Source organism: Streptomyces sp. UC4497, assembly GCF_054871485.1.
The window spans coordinates 171733-185578 of record NZ_JBTYHB010000005.1 but is presented as its reverse complement, the minus strand read 5'-3'; the positions used below and the strand labels follow the sequence as shown (position 1 = coordinate 185578).

At 70.7% G+C, this 13846-nt stretch carries 17 protein-coding genes and 1 riboswitch; of the genes, 7 read left to right on the top strand and 10 right to left on the bottom strand.

The window, feature by feature from the left end; translation table 11 throughout:
- The 4 genes from ACYSUO_RS09700 to bioB all read right to left on the bottom strand — a co-directional run bounded on the left by ACYSUO_RS09700 (window position 1) and on the right by bioB (window position 4528).
- A complete protein-coding gene (locus ACYSUO_RS09700) occupies window positions 1-702 on the bottom strand; it encodes a class I SAM-dependent methyltransferase (RefSeq protein ID WP_461775648.1) in 702 nt (233 codons plus the stop codon).
- 622 nt (window positions 703-1324) lie between these two features.
- Window positions 1325-2059 carry a dethiobiotin synthase gene (gene bioD / locus ACYSUO_RS09695; protein ID WP_461775793.1) on the bottom strand — a complete coding sequence of 245 codons (735 nt, stop codon included), beginning with the start codon at window positions 2057-2059 and terminating at the stop codon, window positions 1325-1327.
- An 8-nt stretch (window positions 2060-2067) separates the two neighbouring features.
- A complete protein-coding gene (locus tag ACYSUO_RS09690; RefSeq protein ID WP_461775647.1) occupies window positions 2068-3366 on the bottom strand; it encodes an adenosylmethionine--8-amino-7-oxononanoate transaminase in 1299 nt (432 codons plus the stop codon).
- Window positions 3359-4528, bottom strand: a complete 1170-nt coding sequence (gene bioB, locus ACYSUO_RS09685) for a biotin synthase BioB (RefSeq protein WP_461775646.1) — start codon at window positions 4526-4528, stop codon at window positions 3359-3361. The genes ACYSUO_RS09690 and bioB overlap by 8 nt, the downstream gene beginning before the upstream one ends.
- A gap of 169 nt (window positions 4529-4697) precedes the next feature.
- Here bioB and ACYSUO_RS09680 point away from each other — a divergent pair, with 169 nt between their 5' ends.
- Window positions 4698-5867, top strand: a complete 1170-nt coding sequence (locus ACYSUO_RS09680; RefSeq protein ID WP_461775645.1) for an 8-amino-7-oxononanoate synthase — start codon at window positions 4698-4700, stop codon at window positions 5865-5867.
- On the opposite strand, the gene ACYSUO_RS09675 is transcribed toward ACYSUO_RS09680, so the two are convergent.
- Both ACYSUO_RS09675 and ACYSUO_RS09670 read right to left on the bottom strand, forming a co-directional pair.
- A complete protein-coding gene (locus ACYSUO_RS09675; protein WP_426905190.1) occupies window positions 5851-6060 on the bottom strand; it encodes a DUF397 domain-containing protein in 210 nt (69 codons plus the stop codon). The genes ACYSUO_RS09680 and ACYSUO_RS09675 overlap by 17 nt on opposite strands.
- A 50-nt stretch (window positions 6061-6110) precedes the next feature.
- Complete coding sequence (locus ACYSUO_RS09670) at window positions 6111-6962, bottom strand: helix-turn-helix domain-containing protein (RefSeq protein WP_461775644.1); 852 nt, start codon at window positions 6960-6962, stop codon at window positions 6111-6113.
- 285 nt (window positions 6963-7247) lie between these two features.
- Here ACYSUO_RS09670 and ACYSUO_RS09665 point away from each other — a divergent pair, with 285 nt between their 5' ends.
- The gene (locus ACYSUO_RS09665; RefSeq protein WP_461775643.1) at window positions 7248-7685 is read left to right on the top strand and encodes an ATP-binding protein; all 438 of its coding nucleotides are present in this window, start codon (window positions 7248-7250) and stop codon (window positions 7683-7685) included.
- On the opposite strand, the gene ACYSUO_RS09660 is transcribed toward ACYSUO_RS09665, so the two are convergent.
- The 4 genes from ACYSUO_RS09660 to ACYSUO_RS09645 all read right to left on the bottom strand — a co-directional run bounded on the left by ACYSUO_RS09660 (window position 7669) and on the right by ACYSUO_RS09645 (window position 10174).
- Window positions 7669-8142, bottom strand: coding sequence for a DUF6328 family protein (locus tag ACYSUO_RS09660; protein ID WP_461775642.1), 474 nt, complete (start codon window positions 8140-8142; stop codon window positions 7669-7671). The two genes, ACYSUO_RS09665 and ACYSUO_RS09660, sit on opposite strands and share 17 nt — an antisense overlap.
- A 48-nt stretch (window positions 8143-8190) precedes the next feature.
- Window positions 8191-8664 carry a C40 family peptidase gene (locus tag ACYSUO_RS09655; protein ID WP_461775641.1) on the bottom strand — a complete coding sequence of 158 codons (474 nt, stop codon included), beginning with the start codon at window positions 8662-8664 and terminating at the stop codon, window positions 8191-8193.
- A gap of 3 nt (window positions 8665-8667) precedes the next feature.
- A riboswitch (cyclic di-AMP (ydaO/yuaA leader) is annotated at window positions 8668-8797 on the bottom strand.
- Between the two features lie 425 nt (window positions 8798-9222).
- On the bottom strand, window positions 9223-9531 hold the full coding sequence (locus ACYSUO_RS09650; RefSeq protein WP_461775640.1) for a hypothetical protein: 309 nt from the start codon (window positions 9529-9531) through the stop codon (window positions 9223-9225).
- Between the two features lie 7 nt (window positions 9532-9538).
- The gene (locus ACYSUO_RS09645; RefSeq protein ID WP_461775639.1) at window positions 9539-10174 is read right to left on the bottom strand and encodes an ATP-dependent Clp protease proteolytic subunit; all 636 of its coding nucleotides are present in this window, start codon (window positions 10172-10174) and stop codon (window positions 9539-9541) included.
- A 77-nt stretch (window positions 10175-10251) separates the two neighbouring features.
- On the opposite strand from ACYSUO_RS09645, the gene ACYSUO_RS09640 reads away from it, so the two are divergent.
- The 5 genes from ACYSUO_RS09640 (at window position 10252) to ACYSUO_RS09620 (ending at window position 13804) form a co-directional block, all read left to right on the top strand.
- On the top strand, window positions 10252-10542 hold the full coding sequence (locus tag ACYSUO_RS09640; RefSeq protein ID WP_461775638.1) for a type II toxin-antitoxin system Phd/YefM family antitoxin: 291 nt from the start codon (window positions 10252-10254) through the stop codon (window positions 10540-10542).
- Window positions 10543-10753: 211 nt separating this feature from the next.
- The gene (locus ACYSUO_RS09635) at window positions 10754-11056 is read left to right on the top strand and encodes an urease subunit gamma (RefSeq protein ID WP_326020178.1); all 303 of its coding nucleotides are present in this window, start codon (window positions 10754-10756) and stop codon (window positions 11054-11056) included.
- A 16-nt stretch (window positions 11057-11072) separates the two neighbouring features.
- Window positions 11073-11384, top strand: coding sequence for an urease subunit beta (locus tag ACYSUO_RS09630; RefSeq protein WP_461775637.1), 312 nt, complete (start codon window positions 11073-11075; stop codon window positions 11382-11384).
- Window positions 11377-13098 carry an urease subunit alpha gene (locus tag ACYSUO_RS09625; protein ID WP_461775636.1) on the top strand — a complete coding sequence of 574 codons (1722 nt, stop codon included), beginning with the start codon at window positions 11377-11379 and terminating at the stop codon, window positions 13096-13098. Before ACYSUO_RS09630 ends, ACYSUO_RS09625 begins: the two co-directional genes overlap by 8 nt.
- Before the next feature lie 31 nt (window positions 13099-13129).
- Window positions 13130-13804 carry an urease accessory protein UreF gene (locus ACYSUO_RS09620; RefSeq protein ID WP_461775635.1) on the top strand — a complete coding sequence of 225 codons (675 nt, stop codon included), beginning with the start codon at window positions 13130-13132 and terminating at the stop codon, window positions 13802-13804.
- Window positions 13805-13846 lie beyond the last annotated feature (42 nt).

The window sequence follows — 13846 nt, the reverse complement described above, 5'->3', positions numbered from 1 at the left end:
CTACGAGCGGTCCCCGGAGCGTGCTGGGCACCTAGCGGTGCCCAGCACGCAGTACGACATCGGCTGCCGGGGTCCGTGCCCCGGCATGGTCAGCGCCCGGTGGTCGCCCAGCTCGAAGCCGGCCGCGCACAGCGCGCCGAGGGCGTCCCGCCGCAGGTGGCAGCCGCCGACGCAGAGTGGCCACACGGTCCGGTCGAGGGCGCCCTGGACGAGGCGCATGCCGCGCCCCGGGGCCCGCACATGTTCGAAGAACCGCACCTCGCCGCCCGGCCGCAGCACGCGCCGCACCTCACCGAGGGCGCGGTCCACGTTCCGTACGCTGCACAGCACGGTGCAGAGCACCACGGCGTCGTACGCCTCGCTCTTCACGGGCAGCGCCTCCGCGGCGCCCGGCACCACGTCGACCGGCACGTCCACGCGCTGCGCCGCGTCGACGGCGATGCGGCGCAGGGTGCGCTCGGGTTCGATGGCGACGACCTCGGAGACGGTGGGCGGATAGTGCTGGAAGCCGATGCCGGTCCCGGCACCGATCTCCAGTACGCGTCCGGAGAGCCCGGCGACGAGTTCCCTCCGTACGGGGGCCATGACGGGCTCGACCCGCTCGACGACCTGTGCGTAATACCGGGCGAACACGGGATGCCGCACGGCGTCCCGCCGATCGCGCCGGGCCGCCTTGCCGATCAACGATGCCTTGTCCACCACGGGGCCTCCTTCACTGGGACGCGCCCCCCACCCCAGTCTTCCCCGCCCACGAGCCCTGGACCCTACGCCACGGGGCTCCGCCCCGGACCCCGCGCCTCAATCGCCGGCGGGGCTGAAAAGACCGGGGCTCCGCCCCGCACCCCGCTCCTCAAACGCCGGAGGGGCTGGAAAGGCTCAATCGCCGACGGGGCTGGCAAGATCGGGGCTCCGCTCTGGCCCCCGCGAGTCTCGTCCCAGAGCGGGGCTTGATTTGCCCCGCCCATCTCCCACCACCCGCCCCCTCCGGGGGCGTCGGCCCGACGGCGTACTGCCACCGCCTCGGGCAATCTCCCGCCAACCACGCTTCCCCGCCCTTGGCGGTCGACGCCGCCCGACTTGGGCAATCTGCCGCCAACCACGCCTCCCCGCCCTTGGCGGTCGACGCCGCCCGACTTGGGCAATCTGCCGCCAACCACGCCTCCCCGCCCTTGGCGGTCGACGCCGCCCGACTTGGGCAATCTGCCGCCTTGGGCGGCAGGGTGGGCAAGGCGGCCCCCGGTGCCGCGCACCCTTCAAGAAGGCGCTCCGCCCGGTGCCGCGCACCCCGCTCAAGCCCCGGTGCCGCGCACCCCTTACGAAGGCGTCAACCCCGGAAAGCCCCGGGGGACTCGCTCCGCGCGAACGACCCCCCGTCCCACACCCCGCCCAACTCCGGCCCCAGCCACCCCTCCGCCCCGGCCCGAAACGCCCCCGGTGCCAGCGCCCCGGCCCCCTCAGGCACCGCGCCCAGCAGCCCCGCCCCCGCCACCACCGGCAGATCCGCCACATTGCAGCGTTCCGCGAGCCCCGGGTCGCGGGGCCAGCTGCCGATGACGACACCCGCCTGGCGAAGGCCACGTGACCGCAACGCCTCACCCGTCAACTGCACGGAGTTCAACGTCCCGAGCCCCGCCGCAGCGACCACCAGCACCGGCGCCCCCAGCAGGCCCGCCGCATCCGCCAACGTCGCGCCCTCCTCGTCGAAGCGCACGAGCAGCCCACCCGCCCCCTCCACCAGCACGAGGTCGTGCGAAGCCGCCAACTTCTCGACGGCGTCGGCCACGTGCCCCGGCCGCACCGGCGCAAGCCCGGCCCGCGCCGCCGCCGTCCCGGGCGCGAGCGGCTCCGGGTACCGCGCCAGCTCGACCCCCGTCACCGCGTCCCCCGCGAGCCGCACCACCTCGTCCACATCTCCCGGCTCCCCGGGCGCGACCCCCGTCTGCGCCGGTTTGAGCACGGCCACCGAACGCCCGGCCCGCGCCGCGACGGCCGCCAGCGCGGCCGTCGTCACGGTCTTGCCGACCTCGGTCCCGGTCCCGGTCACCACCAGCACACCCACCTCGGCACTCACCTTTCCCCTGAAGCGGCGGCAGCGACCGCGCACACCGCACGAGCGATCCGTGCCACGTCCTCGTCACTCGTGACGTACGGCGGCATCGTGTAGACGAGGTCCCGGAACGGCCGCAGCCACACACCCTCCGCGACCGCCGCCCGCGTCGCCGCCGCCATGTCGACCTCGCGGTCGAGCTGGACGACGCCGATGGCGCCGAGGACGCGCACATCCCGCACCCCGGCCAGCTCGCCGGCCCCCGCCAACCCCTCGCTGAGCCCGGCCTCGATCCGCTTCACCTCGCTGCGCCAGTCCTGCTCCAGCAGCAGATCGATCGACGCGCACGCGATCGCCGACGCCAGCGGGTTCCCCATGAACGTCGGCCCGTGCGCGAGCACCGGCACCTCGCCCCGCGAGATCCCCTCGGCGACCCGCGCCGTGCACAGCGTCGCCGCCATCGTCAGATAGCCGCCGGTCAACGCCTTCCCGACGCACATCACATCGGGCGACACCCCCGCGTGCCCGGCCGCGAACAGCTCACCGGTCCGCCCGAACCCCGTGGCGATCTCGTCGAACACCAGCAGCACATCGTGCGCGTCGCACGCCTCCCGCAGCACCCGCAGATACGCGGGGGAGTGGAACCGCATCCCGCCCGCGCCCTGCACCACCGGCTCCACGATCACCGCCGCCACCTCGTGCGCGTGTCGGCCGATCGCCTCCCGCAGCTGCTCCGCGTACGACTCCTCGTACGCGTCGAAGCCGCTCGGCGGCCCGGGCACGAAGATCTGCTCCTGCAGCACCCCCGCCCACAGCCCGTGCATCCCGCCCTCCGGGTCGCACACGGACATCGGCTGCCAGGTGTCACCGTGGTAACCACCGCGCCACGTCAGCATCCGCCGCTTCTCGGGCCGGCCGAGCGAGCGCCAGTACTGCAGACACATCTTCAGCGCGACCTCGACCGACACGGACCCCGAATCGGCGAGGAAGACGTGCTCCAGGCCCTCCGGCGACATGTCGACAAGGCGTTCCACGAGCCGTACCGCCGGCTCGTGCGTCAGGCCGCCGAACATCACATGGCTCATCCGGTCCAACTGGCCGCGCGCCGCCTCGTCGAGCACCGGGTGGCCGTAGCCGTGGATCGCCGACCACCACGACGACATCCCGTCCACCAGCTCGCCGTGCCCCGCGACCCGCAGCCGCACCCCGGCCGCCGACTCGACGACCAGGGGCTGCTGCGTGCCGGGCATCGGACCGTACGGGTGCCAGACGTGGCGGCGGTCCAGGTCGAGCAGTTCGTCCAGGTCCAGTTCAGGCATTGGGCGCCAGATCCGTCCCCGCACCCCGGCGACGTACGGTGACGAGATCGGTCCGCGCCTCATCGGTCCGCGCCTCATCGGCTCCGGTCCCGGCCTCGGTGTCGGCCTTGCTCTCAGCCTCCGGCGAAGGTGCACAGGCCGACCCGCAGCCGCCCCCGGCCCGGTGCTCCGGCAGCGTCACCTGCTCGGCGCCCTCCACCTCGAACCCCGCGTCCGCGATCATGTCGAGGTCGGCCTTCCCGGCCTGGCCCTCGCTCGTCAAGTAGTCGCCCAGGAAGATGGAGTTGGCGATGTGCAGCGCGAGCGGCTGCATCGACCGCAGATGCACCTCGCGGCCACCCGCGATCCGCACCTCCACGTCCGGGCACACGAACCGCACCATGGCCAGGATCCGCAGACACCGCTGCGGCGTCAGGTTCCACTCCTTGGCCAGCGGTGTCCCCTCGAACGGGATCAGGAAGTTGACCGGCACCGAGTCGGGGTCCAACTCCCGCAGCCCGTACACGACATCGACCAGGTCCCCGTCGCTCTCGCCCATGCCCGCGATCAGGCCGGAACAGGCGGAGAGCCCCGCCGCGTGCGCCTTCTTCACGGTGTCGACGCGGTCCGCGTACGTGTGCGTCGTGGTGATGTCGCCGTACGTCGCCTCGGAGGTGTTGAGGTTGTGGTTGTACGCGTCCGCCCCCGCGCCGCGAAGGCGCTCGGCCTGCCCCTCGTCGAGCAGGCCGAGGCAGGCGCACACCTCGACGTCCTCGTTCTCGGACTTGATCGCGTCGATCGTCTTCGCGACCCGGTCCACGTCCTTGTCCGTCGGGCCGCGCCCGCTCGCCACCAGACACACCCGCTTGGCGCCGCCCGCGACCCCGGCGGCCGCCGCCTTCGAGGCCTCGTCGGGCTTCAGCCACGTGTACTTGAGGATCTCCGCCTTCGAACCGAGGCGCTGCGAGCAGTACGAGCAGTCCTCCGGGCAAAGGCCCGACTTGAGGTTCACCAGATAGTTGAGTTTCACCCGCCGCCCGAACCATTGGCGGCGCACCTTGCCGGCCGCGGCCACCACATCGAGCAGTTCGTCGTCCGACGTCGCGAGCACCGCGAGCGCCTCTTCACGGCTCGGCAGTTCGCGCCGAAGCCCCTTGTCCACCAGCGTGTTCAGCAGGTCCATGGGCCCTGATCCTTACCTATCCCGTGCTCTCGGGGAAAGGAGACTCTCTACAAAGGACGGCGTACGGCGTGTGGGTATTGCCACATCCTGCCCGAGTGGCGCGGGCGCTAGTGTCTGTGCATTACCTACAAAGCACCGCTCACCCATTGCCGGACTCGCAGAGGGACTCATGGCCACGCCCCACACACCCGCGTTCGGCTGGATCGGTACAGAGCGGCGCGCCCGCGATGCCGCCGGGCTCGTCCGCGCCCTGCGCCCGCGCCCCGCGGAAAGCCCGATGCTCGACCTCGCGAGCAATGACTATCTGGGCCTCGCCCGGCACCCCGAGGTCGTCGAGGGCGCGGCCGGGGCCGCGCGCAGATGGGGCGGCGGGGCCACCGGATCCCGGCTGGTCACGGGCAGCACCGAGCTGCACGCCCAACTTGAGCGTGAGCTGGCCGAGTTCTGCGGTTTCGAGGCGGCCCTCGTGTTCTCCTCCGGGTATGCGGCGAACCTCGCGGCCGTCACCGCGCTCGCCCCTCACGGTTCACTGATCGTGTCCGACGCGGGCAACCACGCCTCGCTCATCGACGGATGCCGGCTCGCCCGCGGCGCCACCCAGGTGGCTCCGCACGCGGACCCGGAAGCCGTCCGCAAGGCGCTCGGTACGCACGAAGGACCGGCCGTCGTCGTCACCGACTCGGTCTTCTCGGTGGACGGTGACCGGGCGCCGATCGGCGAACTTGCTCAGGTGGCAAGGGAGTTCGGGGCCGGTCTGATCATCGACGACGCGCACGGGCTCGGCGTCGTGGGCTCCGGCGGGCGCGGCGTTCCGTACGCGGCGGGACTCGCGGGCGCGGCCGACACCGTCGTCAGTGTCACCCTCTCCAAGTCCCTCGGCAGCCAGGGCGGCGCGGTGCTCGGCCCGGCCCATGTCATCGACCATCTCGTCAACGCGGCCCGCACGTTCATCTTCGACACGGGCCTCGCCCCCGCCGCCTGCGGCGCGGCCCTCGCGGCGCTGCGTCTGCTGCGCCGCGAGCCGGAACGCGCCGCGCGCGCACGGGACGTGGCGACGTCTCTGCATCAACTACTGGAGAAGGAAGGCCTGTTGGCGGTCCGTCCCGATGCCGCGGTCGTCTCCGTGCGTGCCCCCTCGCCCGATGCGGCGGTCCGCTGGGCGGCGGACTGCCGGGACGCGGGGCTCTCGGTGGGGTGCTTCAGGCCGCCCTCCGTGCCCGACGGCATCGCGCGGCTACGGCTGACCGCCCGCGCCGACCTCACGGAGACCGAGGTCACCGAGGCCGTCCGAGTGATCAGCCGCACCGCTCCCAACGGGGCGGCTACCGAAGGGAGTTGACGAACGCCCGCCAACTAGCGGACGTGAACAGGAGCGCGGGCCCCGTCGTGCGCTTGGAGTCGCGGACGGCCAGCAGACCGGCCGGCGCACCCGACCTCAACGAGGCCGTCTCCACACAGTTGTTGGCGCCCGTGCTGCGGCTGCTGCGCCGCCATCGGACACCGCTCAGCGACGTGCTGCGGGCAATGGCCATGATGCCTCCTCACGCGGTGCCGGCGCACGACGAGGTGTCGGCGTCCTCGCTTACCCGGCAATCTCCGCGATGAATTCCAGTGAATCCTCGGGTGACCTGGCATGGAGCAGAAGAGCGTCGAAGGCGTCGGTGTACGCCTTGAGGTCTTCTTTCCGCTCGAGGTAGAGGCTACTCGTCAAATGGTCGAGAACAACCACATCCAGATCAGATGTGTTCGGAAAAGAGAACACAACGAAAGGTCCCGTCAAGCCGATATGGCCACCCGACGAGAACGGAAGCACATGGATCCGGACATGCGGCATTGATGCCGCCTCGGCCAGATGCACCAACTGCCGTCGCAGCACACCGTTCCCGCCCACCTCCCTGCGCAGCACCGCCTCGTCGAGCACGGCGGTGAGCCGCAGCGGCGGGTCGGCGCGCAACACTTCCTGGCGCGCGATCCGCACCTCCACCAGCGCGTTGATGTGCTGGTCCGGCGCCCCGTTCAAGACCGAACGTGTCACCGCCTGCGCGTACTCGGGTGTCTGCAGAAGCCCCGGTACGACGCTCGTCTCCAGGGTCCTGATGCGGCACGCCTGGGACTCCAGGCTGATGAAATCGCGGTACGCGGGCGGCAGCAGACCGCGGTACGCGTGCCACCAGTGGTGCCCGCCCGCCTCGTCCCCGCCGGCCAACGCGACCACCAGTTCGCGCAGTCGGGGATCACGGGCCTCGAAGGCGTCGAGCAGCCGCAGCACGTCCGAAGGCTTCACGCCGCTGCGTCCGGTTTCGATCCTGCTCACTTTTGACTGGTGCCAGCCGACGAGCCTGGCCGCCTCCCCGCTCGTGAGGCCGGCCTGGACGCGCAGCGTGCGCAATTCGGCACCGAGTTTGCGGCGGCGTACCGCGGGACCGTATTTCATGGAGGACTCCTCGGGGCTCCTCGCGCCACCCGGCCGGACTCCCTCCCGGCCCGCACGGGGCGCGTGTCTGAGCCGACGGTAGAGGACGGAGCGTACCTCGGCCCAAATACGGTCCACCGTCGCAGAGTTCACCGCATCGAGCGACAGATATATGCATATCTTGGGGGATCGGCACCACAGGGGTACGTCCAAGTGGCAATCTGGCGCGAAGCAGTTGCCGGGGGCCGCGCGCGAGCGATCCGCGAGGCCGGACGAGCCACCTCGGCGGGAAAGGGACACGTCGCCATGGCAGACCACCAGGAAGCATCCGTCACGCTGCCGAGCGATCCCGCCTCGGTCTCGGCCGCCCGCAGGTATGTCGCCACCGTGCTCGGGGAGTGGGGCATGGCGCCGGGGACCGACGCGGCGGACACCGTCCGCCTGATCGTGTCCGAACTCGCGACGAACGCGGTGCAGCACACCCTCGGGCAGTCGCCCACGTTCACCGTCGACATGGAGCTGGAGCGCGACGAGCAGCTGCGCATCGGCGTCACCGACAGTCACCCCCGCTACCCCAAGCGGCTGCCGGCGGCCGTCCAGCAGGACAACGGCCGGGGCATGGTGATCATCCGCTGCCTCACCGCGGAGTGCGGCGGCACGCTGACGGTGCGACCGACCCCCGAGGGCGGCAAGACGGTGCTGATCACGCTGCCCTGGGTGGCTCCGGTCACCCGCCCCGCCTGAGGACCGCCCGCCGCAACAGCCAGGGCAGCAGTCCCCACAGGCCCGTACAGACGAAGAACGTCCCCACGCCCGCCGCGATCCCACCGGCCCTGCCGGTCGTCACGTCGACCACGAGCAGCACGGACCCGCTCAGCGCGAGCACGAGCGCCACCATCCCGTACGCCGCGAGCCGCGAGGACACCCGCACTATCTGCGGTTTCGCACCCATGCTGAACAGCATCCGGTGCACCGCGGCCGGCGCCGTGAACAGCGCGGCCGCGATGACCGTGAGGAGCAACGTCGTTACGTACGTGGCCCGTTGCACCGAGTCGAGCGAGGGGAAGCGCGACGTGAACGCCAGGGTCAACAAGAACGCGAACAGGAACTGCACGCCGGTCTGGATGACCCGGAGCTCCTGAAGGAGTTCTCCGAAGTTCCGATCGGCGCGTTCCAACGGCGTCTCGTTGCGGTCGTTCATCCCCTACGAGTATCCGCTCGCGTGACGCTCAAGCGCGAGCGCGGCGGATCACCGCACCCGGCCGTACGACACGCTGTTCGTCCAGATCCGCTCGAGACGCACCACGGCGCCGGTCTTCGGGGAGTGCCAGATGCGGCCCTTACCGGCGTAGATGCCCACGTGGTAGATGCTTCGGCCGGAGCGGAAGAACACCAGGTCACCACGGGCGCGGTGAGACCTTGAGATGTGCTTGGTCCTGTTGTACTGCTGGGCAGCCGTGCGCGGCAGCTTCTTGCCCGCCCGCTTGAACGAGTAGAGCGTGAGGCCCGAGCAGTCGAACCGGTGCGGTCCGGCGGCGCCCCACTTGTACGGTGCACCCTTCTTGGACGCGGCAATGTGCAGTGCCTTGACGGATGCCGTGGCCGCTGATGCCTCGGAAGCGGCGCCGGGGACCATGAGCCCCGCGCCGGCGACGGCGATGGAGAGGGCGGAAGCGGTACCCGCCCGGGTCAGCAGCGACGGAACACGATTCAGCGCAGTCATGCGCAACCCTTCGTCAGCCGCCTGTGAAGGATGACCTGTCGGGTTCGGGCCGGCGAAGTTGCCCGGCCGCAAGCTGCGGCTTCACCCCAAGGACCGTCCGACGGCCTCTGACGAGGCGCGGCGGGGGCCCGTCGTGCTCGGGTCCTCCACTCCTGCCGATGCACTCCTGTCGACCTGGCATCCGCACGGCGGCAGGACTCGGCGTCCGTGCGGACCGCCCCGCCGCGGCGGCGGGGGCTTGTCGTCGCAACGGATCTTCACGCACGACACAGGTGAAAACCGAGGTGAACCGGCGGTAAGTGAGTCTCGTCACCCTTGACCCATTCAGGTGGACGGTGCGGCTTTCGCCCCGGCCCGACGAGCCCCGACGAGGCCCGCACCAGCGACGGAACGCCGAATTCCGGCAGCCGCCTACGGCTCGTGCGCAACTTTGCCGGGCTCATCAAAGGACCGGATGCTAGGCCGTACGGGGTACCTCGTTCGGGCCGTTTGGATCGCGCCGTAGCGGTTCTGGATGCTCGGTGAGTGGCCTCGACTTCTACTGATCGGTCCCCGACTTCAACTGATCGGTTCTGTCGGCAGGGTGACCCGCTTGGTGCGCCGCTCCCCATCAAGGACGCGCAGCGCCCGCGCCAGGGTGCTCGCGTGCACCCGGCTCTCGCCCCGCTGGTGCATCAGGTTCAGCGCGTCCCGCAGCTCCGCTGCCCGGCTCACCAGCGCCTGCGCCGCGCGCAGCCCGCTGTAGGTGTCGTCGCCGCGGGCCGGGTTGATGCGCGCGATGAGGTCGACCACCTCCAGGTAGCGGTCCACGAGCTCGCACTCGGCGCGGGTCATCGCGGGCAGCGGCGGAAGTTCGGGTGGGAACATCGGCCGATCACCTCGCGCCGGGGGAGCGCAGTGTGGCGGTCCGGTTCTCCACGACGTGGTCCACCAGGCCGTATTCCAGGGCCTGTTGCGCCGTCAGCACGGTGTCCCGCTCGATGTCGGCGCCGACCTGTTCCTTGGAGCGACCACTGTGCAGGGCGAGCAGCTCCTCCAACTGGTCGCGCATGCGCACCAGTTCGCTCGCGTAGATCTCCAGGTCGCTCGGCTGCCCCTGGGCCGGCTCGGGCAGCGAGGGCTGGTCGATCACCACGCGCGCGCCGGGCAGCGTCATCCGCTTCCCCGGCGTCCCCGCCGCGAGCAGCACCGCGGCCACGGACGAGCACTGCCCCAGGCAGGTCGTCGCCACGTCGCAGTCGACGTACCGCATCGTGTCGTAGAGCGCGGTCATCGCACTGAACGAGCCGCCCGGAGAGTTGATGTACAGGGAGATGTCCTGGTCGGGCGCCTGGTACTCGAGGTGCATGAACTGCGCCATCACATCGTTCGCCGAGATGTCGTCGATCGGCGTCCCGAGGAAGACGATGCGCTCTTCCAGGAGCTTCGAATACGGGTCGAGGGTGCGGCTCCCCGAACTGGTGCGCTCGGTGAACTCGGGCAGGACATAGCGGCCGGACGGACGGGTCATGGTGCCTCCTCAAGACGCTGCTTCAGGACCTGCTTCTTTAAAAATGTACAGGACGTACATGACGTACGATGGGGAGCATGGCCTACGAGATTCCGGTGACGCAAGCCAGGGCTGAGCTCGCCGACCTGATCAACCGCGTCGTGTACGGCAGCGAGCGCGTGGTCGTCACCCGGCACGGCAAGCCGCTCGTCGCCCTGGTCTCGGCCGCCGACCTGGAGCGACTCGAGGCGATGAGCGAGCCCGCCGGGGATGTCGCGGATGAACCGGTGATCACGTCCGTGTCACGAATTGGCACCCTGACGTCCGCTCCCGGCGAACAGCAAAGGTTTGGTATTGCCGCGGAACATCGCGGCCCCGAGATGAGGTAACGCGCCCGGCGTTCAGCAATAAGACGGTCAAGCGTCGGTTAACGCCGTTGAAACTCCGCTGAATTACCCTCCAGTCCCAGGTCATCGGCCGCTTTTCGCGGCAGGGTCCGCACGGATGTGCATCTTTGTTGTGTGTTACATCTAGACCCGTCGCGGTGGCCGCGGCAGCCGGGCCCGCACGGTCCGGCATGAAGGACTGTGAGGTGGATTCGTGCAACTGACCCCGCACGAGCAGGAGAGACTGCTCATCCATGTGGCATCCGATGTCGCCGAGAAGCGTCGGGCCCGGGGTCTCAAGCTCAATCATCCCGAGGCGGTCGCGCTGATCACCTCGCACATTCTCGAAGGTGCCCGGGACGGGCGCACCGTCGCCGAACTCATGGCGTCCGGCCGCAAGTTGCTCACCCGCGACGACGTCATGGACGGCATCCCCGAGATGATCCACGACGTGCAGGTCGAGGCGACGTTCCCCGACGGCACCAAGCTCGTGACCGTTCACGAGCCGATCGTCTGACGGGGGAGCGGCAGCCATGATTCCCGGAGAAATACTCTTCGCCGACGAGCCGGTCGCATACAACGAGGGCCGCGACGTCATCCGTATGACGGTGCTCAACGCCGCCGACCGCCCCATCCAGGTGGGCTCCCACTACCACTTCTACGAGGCCAACCCCGGCCTCGACTTCGACCGCGCCGCCGCCCGCGGCCAGCGGCTGAACATCGCCGCGGGCACCGCCGTTCGCTTCGAGCCCGGCATCCCCGTAGACGTCGAACTCGTACCCCTCGCAGGCAATCGCATCGTCACCGGCCTGCGCGGCGAGACCGGAGGTGCCCTCGATGCCTGAGCTGTCCCGTGCCGCCTATGCCGATCTGTTCGGCCCCACCACCGGCGACCGGATCCGGCTCGCCGACACCGACCTGCTCGTCGAGATCGAGGAGGACCGCTCCGGCGGCCCCGGCCTCTCCGGCGACGAGTCCGTCTTCGGCGGCGGCAAGGTCATCCGCGAGTCCATGGGCCAGTCGCGCGCCACCCGCGCCGAGGGCACCCCGGACACGGTCATCACCGGCGCCGTGATCATCGACCACTGGGGCATCGTCAAGGCCGACATCGGCATCCGCGACGGCCGCATCACGGCGATCGGCAAGTCCGGCAACCCGGACACGATGTACGGCGTCCACCCCGACCTCGTCCTCGGCCCGGACACCGAAGTCATCGCCGGCAACGGCAAGATCGTCACCGCCGGCGGCATCGACACCCACATCCACTTCATCTCGCCGACCCAGTTCGACGAGGCCCTCGCATCCGGCGTCACCACGCTGGTCGGCGGCGGCACGGGCCCCGCGGAGGGGTCCAAGGCGACCACCATCACCCCCGGCTCCTGGCACCTCGCCCGGATGTTCGCGGCGATGGAGAACAGCCCCGTCAACATCGGCTTCCTCGGCAAGGGCAACACCATGTCGAAGGACTCGATGCGCGCCCAGCTGCGCGGCGGTGCCATCGGCTTCAAGATCCACGAGGACTGGGGCGCGACCCCGGCCGTGATCGACGCCTGTCTCGACATCTGCGAGGAGTCCGGCGTCCAACTCGCCATCCACTCCGACACGTTGAACGAGGCCGGCTTCGTCCAGGACACCTTCGACGCGGTCGCCGGGCGCACGCTGCACGCCTTCCACGTCGAGGGCGCGGGCGGCGGACACGCGCCCGACATGATCACCGCGGTGTCGCTGCCCAACATGCTGCCGTCGTCCACCAACCCGACGCGGCCGCACACCGTCAACACCGTCGAGGAACACCTCGACATGCTGATGGTCTGCCATCACCTCAACCCGGCGGTGCCCGAGGACCTGGCCTTCGCCGAGTCCCGCATCCGGCCCACCACCATCGCGGCCGAGGACATCCTGCACGACCTCGGTGCCATCTCGATCATGTCCTCCGACTCGCAGGCCATGGGCCGCGTCGGCGAGGTCATCATGCGGACCTGGCAGACCGCGCACGTCATGAAGCGCCGCCGCGGCTACCTGCCCGGCGACACCCGCGCCGACAACGCGCGCGCCCGCCGCTACGTCGCCAAGTACACGATCAACGCGGCCGTCTCGCAGGGCATCGAGCACGAGGTCGGCTCCGTGGAGCCCGGCAAGCTCGCCGACCTGGTGCTCTGGGACCCGAAGTTCTTCGGCGTGAAGCCGCAGCTCGTCGTCAAGGGCGGCCAGATCGCGTACGCGCAGATGGGCGACGCCAACGCGTCGATCCCCACGCCGCAGCCGATCCTGCCGCGCCCGATGTACGGCGCGTACGGCAAGGCGCCGCAGGCCAACTCGGTCAACTTCACCAGCGAGTGGGCGATCGAGGACGGGCTGCCGGAGCGGCTCGGTCTCGGGCGGCAGTTCGTGCCGATCCACTCCACGCGTGGGCGCGGCAAGTCCGACATGGTCAACAACGACGCCCTGCCGCGCGTCGAGGTCGCCGCCGACTCGTTCGCCGTGACCATCGACGGTGAGCTCGTCGAGCCCGCCCCGGCCGCCGAACTGCCGCTCGCGCAGCGGTACTTCCTGTTCTGATGCGGGTGCGTACGGACCGGGTGCGTACGTCATGACGCGCGCCGCACTGCTCGTCCTGGCCGACGGCCGCTTCCCCGCCGGAGGGCATGCCCACTCCGGCGGGGCGGAGGCCGCCGTCAAGGCGGGCCGCATCACCGGGGCGGCGAGCCTGGAGGACTTCTGCCGGGGCCGCCTGTACACCAGCGGCGCCGTGACCGCCGCCCTCGCCGCGGCGGCCGCGCTCGGCGTCGACCCCTGCGCGCTCGACGAGGCCGCCGACGCGCGTACGCCGTCGGCCGCGCTGCGGGTCGCCGCGCGCAAGCTCGGGCGGCAGATGATGCGGGCCGCGCGCGCCACCTGGCCGCATCCCGAACTCGATGCCCTGGCGCGGCAGTTCCCCAAGGGGGCGCACCAGCCGGTCGTGCTCGGGCTCGCGGCGCGGGCCGCTGGGCTCGGTGCGGAGGACGCCGCGTACTGCTCCGCGTACGAAGGGGTGAGCGGGGCGGCGACCGCCGTGGTGCGGTTGTTGAGCCTCGACCCGTTTGATGCGACCGGGGTTCTTGCGCGGCTCGCGCCTGAGGTGGACCGGGTGGTGGCGGATGCCGTGGAGGCGGCCGGGAGGGCCGTTGAGCTCGGTGTCGATGTGCTGCCTGCGGGGTCCGCGCCGTTGCTGGAGATCGGTGCGGAGGCGCATGCGGCCTGGCCGGTGCGGCTGTTCGCGTCCTAGCGGGAGTCGCCCCCGCCGCCCCTTCCCATTCCCGACCCCTGG

Bases quoted from the DNA above. Each gene is read 5' to 3' on its own strand.
- ACYSUO_RS09690 (WP_461775647.1), bottom strand. From the start codon at position 3,366: ATGCCTGAACTGGACCTGGACGAACTGCTCGACCTGGACCGCCGCCAC.
- bioB (WP_461775646.1), bottom strand. From the start codon at position 4,528: ATGGACCTGCTGAACACGCTGGTGGACAAGGGGCTTCGGCGCGAACTG.
- ACYSUO_RS09680 (WP_461775645.1), top strand. From the start codon at position 4,698: ATGGCCACGCCCCACACACCCGCGTTCGGCTGGATCGGTACAGAGCGG.
- ACYSUO_RS09675 (WP_426905190.1), bottom strand. From the start codon at position 6,060: ATGGCCATTGCCCGCAGCACGTCGCTGAGCGGTGTCCGATGGCGGCGC.
- ACYSUO_RS09670 (WP_461775644.1), bottom strand. From the start codon at position 6,962: ATGAAATACGGTCCCGCGGTACGCCGCCGCAAACTCGGTGCCGAATTG.
- ACYSUO_RS09665 (WP_461775643.1), top strand. From the start codon at position 7,248: ATGGCAGACCACCAGGAAGCATCCGTCACGCTGCCGAGCGATCCCGCC.
- ACYSUO_RS09660 (WP_461775642.1), bottom strand. From the start codon at position 8,142: ATGAACGACCGCAACGAGACGCCGTTGGAACGCGCCGATCGGAACTTC.
- ACYSUO_RS09655 (WP_461775641.1), bottom strand. From the start codon at position 8,664: ATGACTGCGCTGAATCGTGTTCCGTCGCTGCTGACCCGGGCGGGTACC.
- ACYSUO_RS09650 (WP_461775640.1), bottom strand. From the start codon at position 9,531: ATGTTCCCACCCGAACTTCCGCCGCTGCCCGCGATGACCCGCGCCGAG.
- ACYSUO_RS09645 (WP_461775639.1), bottom strand. From the start codon at position 10,174: ATGACCCGTCCGTCCGGCCGCTATGTCCTGCCCGAGTTCACCGAGCGC.
- ACYSUO_RS09640 (WP_461775638.1), top strand. From the start codon at position 10,252: ATGGCCTACGAGATTCCGGTGACGCAAGCCAGGGCTGAGCTCGCCGAC.
- ACYSUO_RS09630 (WP_461775637.1), top strand. From the start codon at position 11,073: ATGATTCCCGGAGAAATACTCTTCGCCGACGAGCCGGTCGCATACAAC.
- ACYSUO_RS09625 (WP_461775636.1), top strand. From the start codon at position 11,377: ATGCCTGAGCTGTCCCGTGCCGCCTATGCCGATCTGTTCGGCCCCACC.
- ACYSUO_RS09620 (WP_461775635.1), top strand. From the start codon at position 13,130: ATGACGCGCGCCGCACTGCTCGTCCTGGCCGACGGCCGCTTCCCCGCC.